Raw genomic sequence first — 5,331 nt, 5'->3', positions numbered from 1 at the left:
TTTCGTCCAAAAAAGGATACATTTGGAGACTCATTGGGACTTAGGCATTTTCGTTCAAAAAAGGATACATTTGGAGACTCATTAGGATTATTAAGCAAGGAGGCAAAATTATTTGTAGGATGGGTTAGCGGTAGCGTAACCCATGCCGGCGTTGGGTTTCATGCTTCAACCCAACCTACGTTCTAATTTTAGTGAGTATCTTGTCGAAAAAGCTTACCCTCTAGGAATCCTGTAAAAAAATTAATTCAGCCGGTGTTACCGCTCCTTTTTCCGTGATGATAGCGGTAATTAAAGCGGCGGGAGTAACATCGAAAGCGGGGTTATAAAAGTTAACATCTCTAGGGCAAAGGGTAGTGGTTCCCACCTGATAAATTTCGGCACTATCGCGCTGTTCGATCGGTATCCCCGTACCATCCTTAAGGGAAAAATCCACCGTCGATAGGGGGGCAGCCACATAAAAAGGCAGATGATGAGCTTTTGCCAGCACCGCAAGGGAATAGGTGCCGATTTTGTTAGCCGTGTCCCCATTGGCCGCAATGCGATCGGCCCCAACAATCACCGCATCGATCAGTTTTTGCTGCATACAGTGGGCCGCCATGCTATCGGTGATCACGGTGACGGGGATTCCCTCCCGCAGACATTCCCAGGCGGTTAATTTTGCCCCTTGCAGCCGTGGCCGGGTTTCGTCTGCATACACTTGTATTAATCTTCCTGCTGTCCAAGCGGAACGAATTACCCCTAAAGCAGTACCATAACTGGCCGTGGCCAGGGAACCAGTGTTACAGTGGGTTAAAATTGTCAGTTTTTCCGGTTGCTCCGGCAGCGCCAATAAACCATGGCGACCGATCGCCCGACAGGTTTCCACGTCTTCTTTTTGGATATTGTGGGCAGTTTCCAGGAGATTTTTGGTAATTACTGCCACTTCTGGGCCACTTTCCCTGGCCACTTTTAACATTCGCTCGATCGCCCAGAATAAATTCACCGCCGTGGGCCGGGTTTGAGCTAATCGATCGGCTATTCTAGTTAAATCAGCCAGAAATTGCTCTTTCTGGTCGGTTTTAATTTCCTGCGCTCCTAAAACCATACCATAGGCAGCCGCCACCCCGATGGCCGGGGCGCCGCGGACAATCATCGTTTCGATCGCCCGGGCCATGGCTTCACTGCTGGTGATCTCAACTTCCCCATACTCCATGGGTAAACGGGTTTGATCGATCAGCCAGACTTTATTATCTTGCCAACGCACGGGATAGATCGAGTTACTCTCGCAAGTGGTTGTGGTCATAACATTTTTAGATTGAGAATTAGCTAAATTTACCACTATAGCAGCGGCCTTTCTCCACGGCTGATCAGCAGTAAAAACTATTTTGTGTTTTTTTGTAAAAAGTAATTTTAAATACAGAAACTTTTTTTAGAATGTATAGATAAGTGACTAGGAAAAATTGAAGAATACTTTCTCACCTAGCCCGACCTTTTATATTAACCGATTAAGAGGATAATTACCGTGAAAACAGCGAAATATCCCGAAAAAATTGCCGCTCTCTGGACAACATTCCTCTTGGGAACCCTATTTCACACCCAACTGGGGTTAATGCCGCTTTTCCATGGTCAATCGCTCGTCGAGAGTCATCAAACCAGCAATCTTGATCCGATTTTCTGGGGAATGTTGCTCTTTTTTTTGCTGCCCATGTTAGCGATTATCGGGGTCAATTTTAGCGAAAGTCGCTCCTTGAGAAAAGGCCATTTCTGGTTGACAATTCTCTATTCTGTCTTGAATTTAGCCCATCTGATCGCCGATCTTCTGGTCAGACCGATCTCCTGGTATCAAATCGCTCTCATGGCGATTTTATTGATCATTGGACTGATTTTAAATCTAGTTTCCTATCAATGGCTGCGGTTAGCGATCGCCCATCCGCACCATCTCTCGGAAAGTCATTAGCAGTGCCAAGCTCAAAAGGTAGCCGGTTGACTAACTGATTCCGACAAGAGGATGGCTTTTGAGCTTAAGTTGGTGCTTATGAAGGCAAAAGCAAGCTTAAACCGTAGATAAAGCGATTTTTTTCGGAAAATATAGCTTAAAAAATCCAATTAATTCCTATTATTCTCCAGATCAGCCCCTAAGTTGCCCCTATTTCCTAGCCGCCGCTGCGACCACATCTCACCAAATATGGAGCTTTTTAGCTATGATGGTTCAGAAGCAAGCCAATAAAGGGAACTTTCGGGGCTGGTTATTCATCAGAAAACTCCTGATCGGAGGGGTTAAGCAGACGATATAGTTTCAGATTAACGGCAAATATTGGTTAATAGTAATAACGAGGTAATTATTTTGATGAAATCTCTCATTCGTTGGACGGCAACCCTTGGTTTAGTAGGAACGACAATGTTGACTTCGCTGCTGGGCAGCTATTCTAAAGCACTCGCTTTACCAGAAGAACAAATCGTCAGAACCTTGCAGTCTGTACCTGTCTTCGCTATTGCCGACGATCAAGGAGTTCCCCTAATTGCCGTGGGAGAAAAAGAACAGAAATTCACGGGAGTTTTTATCAGTCGGCAGGACGCAGAAAACTTTTTTGAACGACTGAAAAAAGAGAATCCTGAAGTAGCCAGCAAAGTTAAAGTTCAGGCTGTTTCCTTGGCACAAGTCTATAAGATGCAAACCAGTCAAACCGAACAAAATCGTTTAATTATCGATTTTGTTCCCAAAGAGTCGGAAGTAGAATCGGCGAAAAAACTGCTCAGTGAAAGAGGTCAACAATATCAAGGTGGTGTCCCTTTATTTGTGCCGAAAGCGGGAAAAGAGAGTAATTTTCTAGTGGTCAGTCGCAATAATCAGGATTTTATTCCTTTCTTCTTTGAAAAAGCCGCCGCTTTACAAATGGCAGAACAATATAAAAAAGCCAATCCCGCCGAAGCAGCCACGGTGAAAATTGATGTTATTCCCCTAGAAAGTGTCATCGCCACCCTACAACAAAGCAACGATGAAGCTTTAACTAAAATTCTCCTCTTTCCTAGCCAAGAAACGATTGATTTTATCCGCGCAAATAGTAACCAAAATGCTCCCAATCAACCCCCGGCAAATCAGCCACGCCCTAATAATAATACCAGTAATCCCCCCGCCCCCAATCGTTAAGCCTTGTGACTGCTAGTATTTCCGGTCAAGAATTAAGTCAATGGCGCCAACAGGCGATCGCTGATTTACAGCGATCGCAACTATTGGCCAAGGAAGTGGATATCTTTCTGCAAGCAGTGACAGATTTAGATACTCTTTCCCTGCGCTTACAATCCTTTCGCGAACGAGAAAAAATCCCCTTGAGTTATTCTTGGTCGGAAATTACTAAACGCTGGCAAAAACGCCTGCAAGCAAGGGTTCCCTTGCAGTATTTGCTCGAATCGGTGGTCTGGCGTAATTTTACCCTGAAAGTCTCCCCGGGGGTCTTAATTCCTCGTCCCGAAACCGAGTTATTAATCGATATTGTTGGAGAAACCGTCAGAGGAGACGACGGGGGAATCTGGGTAGATCTGGGAACCGGTAGCGGTGCGATCGCTATTGGTTTAGCCAGTATCTTGACAAAAGCAGAGATATATGCTATTGATTACAGTCAAACGGCTTTAGCGATCGCCAAAGAAAATATCATCAATACCGGTTTTGCCGACAGAATTATCTTAAAACAGGGTTCTTGGTGGACCCCCCTAGAGAAGTGGCAAGGACAGATTAGCGGTATGCTGTCCAATCCTCCCTATATTCCCAGTGCAGAAATCCTTGACTTACAAATTGAAGTGCGGGAACATGAACCCCGTTTGGCCCTGGATGGAGGTGAAGACGGATTGACCGCGCTGCGCTATCTAGTGGCCACTGCTCCCGATTATCTGCGATCGGGAGGCCTTTGGCTAGTGGAAATGAGAGCCGGTCAAGGGGAAAAAGTAGCGCAAATGCTGGAAAATCAGGGCAATTATCGACAAATTCAGATTATTAACGACCTAGCAGGTTTCGATCGCTTTGTTTTGGCCGAGCGAATTTAGCGCAATGTACCCGCTTCGCAGTCCCGCAGCCAGAGACGCACCGCTTGGCCGATGGTGCCTTGGCTGGTTTCTAGGGGAGGTAAGGGGACTTGAGTGGGTTCCAGGGAAGCTAATTGACTGTAAACCGTGACTAATCGCCATCCTTCCCCAGTTTTAGTTAAAAATAACCAATGATAATTCTGGAGAGTGACAGAGCGATTTTTACTATACTGACGCTCTAAAGTCGTAAAAAAAACCTGTTGAGTGTCATCGGCAATTTGACCGGAATATTGACCGGCAGTTAAAGGTAGGGGTGCAAATTCGGGACGACCGGCAATAATCACAAAAACCGGTGTAGATAATTCTTGATCGATTTGGGCGCGGCTAATAACTCGATTAGCATAACCGGGTAAATCTGACAAGAGGCGATCGACTAAAAGATTTAAATCCTCCGGACAGCTAGAAAGAGGACGACTAACAGCTGGCGAGTTAATCCCGAAAATAACCAGTAATACCCCTAAATATCGGCTAATTCGTGACAAATTTTTGCCCATGCTACCTTTGGCTCCTCCGCACCGGTGATCGGTCGTCCAATTACTAGATAATCGGCCCCAGCTTTAATCGCTTGGGCCGGAGTCATCACCCGACTTTGATCCCCTTTGCTTGACCAGGAGGGACGAACTCCGGGGCAAACTAAGAGAAAATCCTTTCCACAGACGCGACGTAATTGCGCCACTTCTTGGGGAGAACAAACCGCCCCATCAATTCCCGATTCCTTGGCCAATAATGCCAGATTTAAGGCATATTCCGATAGTTCTAGGGGAATTTTGAGGTCGAGGGCTAATTCCCTGGCGTTAAGGCTGGTTAAAACGGTGATAGCGAGAAGTTTTGGCGGGGATAGCAGGTCAGAGATTGCCGCCTTAGCTGCCGTCATTGCTTGCCGTCCGGCTGTTGCGTGGAGGGTGAGTAAATCCACTCGATAGCGACTGGCGGAACGACAGGCCCCGGCGACCGTATTGGGAATATCATGAAATTTTAGATCGAGAAAGCTCTTTTTTTGTCTTTCTTGCAGAATCCCTAGAATTTCTGCACCGCTACTGACAAATAATTCTAGTCCCACTTTCCAAAAACTGACTTCCGGCAACAGATCGAGCATTGCGATCGCTGATTCTAAATCCGGCACATCAAGAGGAACAATAATTCGGTCTGAGTTGGTCATATTTGGGCGATACTGTGGGGAAGTGGGGAATTATGAATTATAAATTATGAATTATGAATTATGAATTGGGAAGTGGGGAGAGGGAATTATGAATTATGAATTGGGAAGTGGGGAGA

6 protein-coding genes and 1 pseudogene are annotated in these 5,331 nt (G+C 45.8%); 4 read left to right on the top strand and 3 right to left on the bottom strand.

Annotated features, from left to right (window positions below; genetic code table 11):
• Positions 1-186: pseudogene (locus tag MICAI_RS26970) on the top strand (hypothetical protein); the annotation flags it as partial.
• A gap of 34 nt (positions 187-220) precedes the next feature.
• On the opposite strand, the gene mtnA reads toward MICAI_RS26970, so the two are convergent.
• Positions 221-1,282 (bottom strand): S-methyl-5-thioribose-1-phosphate isomerase, encoded by a 1,062-nt coding sequence (gene mtnA, locus MICAI_RS08095; RefSeq protein ID WP_008200219.1) that lies wholly within the window; start codon positions 1,280-1,282, stop codon positions 221-223.
• Between the two features lie 219 nt (positions 1,283-1,501).
• On the opposite strand from mtnA, the gene MICAI_RS08090 reads away from it, so the two are divergent.
• The 3 genes from MICAI_RS08090 to prmC all read left to right on the top strand — a co-directional run bounded on the left by MICAI_RS08090 (position 1,502) and on the right by prmC (position 4,017).
• Entirely contained in the window at positions 1,502-1,936 is a 435-nt protein-coding gene (locus MICAI_RS08090; protein WP_008200217.1) for a hypothetical protein, read from the top strand.
• Positions 1,937-2,326: 390 nt separating this feature from the next.
• Positions 2,327-3,127, top strand: a complete 801-nt coding sequence (locus MICAI_RS08085) for a Tic22 family protein (protein ID WP_008200214.1) — start codon at positions 2,327-2,329, stop codon at positions 3,125-3,127.
• A gap of 5 nt (positions 3,128-3,132) precedes the next feature.
• On the top strand, positions 3,133-4,017 hold the full coding sequence (prmC, locus tag MICAI_RS08080) for a peptide chain release factor N(5)-glutamine methyltransferase (RefSeq protein ID WP_008200213.1): 885 nt from the start codon (positions 3,133-3,135) through the stop codon (positions 4,015-4,017).
• On the opposite strand, the gene MICAI_RS08075 is transcribed toward prmC, so the two are convergent.
• Both MICAI_RS08075 and pyrF read right to left on the bottom strand, forming a co-directional pair.
• Positions 4,014-4,550 (bottom strand): hypothetical protein, encoded by a 537-nt coding sequence (locus MICAI_RS08075; RefSeq protein WP_008200212.1) that lies wholly within the window; start codon positions 4,548-4,550, stop codon positions 4,014-4,016. The genes prmC and MICAI_RS08075 overlap by 4 nt on opposite strands.
• The gene (gene pyrF, locus MICAI_RS08070) at positions 4,514-5,215 is read right to left on the bottom strand and encodes an orotidine-5'-phosphate decarboxylase (protein WP_008200209.1); all 702 of its coding nucleotides are present in this window, start codon (positions 5,213-5,215) and stop codon (positions 4,514-4,516) included. The genes MICAI_RS08075 and pyrF overlap by 37 nt, the downstream gene beginning before the upstream one ends.
• Between the last annotated feature and the right edge of the window lie 116 nt (positions 5,216-5,331).

Origin of the sequence: Microcystis sp. T1-4 (genome assembly GCF_000297435.1) — a bacterium.
In the GTDB taxonomy this organism is placed as follows: domain Bacteria; phylum Cyanobacteriota; class Cyanobacteriia; order Cyanobacteriales; family Microcystaceae; genus Microcystis.
Note: the sequence above shows the minus strand (reverse complement) of the source record. Positions and strands in the feature narration are given on the sequence as shown.

What these genes read in the sequence shown, in the direction of transcription:
- MICAI_RS08075 (WP_008200212.1), bottom strand. Translation starts at nt 4,550, where the DNA reads ATGGGCAAAAATTTGTCACGAATTAGCCGATATTTAGGGGTATTACTG.
- MICAI_RS08085 (WP_008200214.1), top strand. Translation starts at nt 2,327, where the DNA reads ATGAAATCTCTCATTCGTTGGACGGCAACCCTTGGTTTAGTAGGAACG.
- mtnA (WP_008200219.1), bottom strand. Translation starts at nt 1,282, where the DNA reads ATGACCACAACCACTTGCGAGAGTAACTCGATCTATCCCGTGCGTTGG.
- pyrF (WP_008200209.1), bottom strand. Translation starts at nt 5,215, where the DNA reads ATGACCAACTCAGACCGAATTATTGTTCCTCTTGATGTGCCGGATTTA.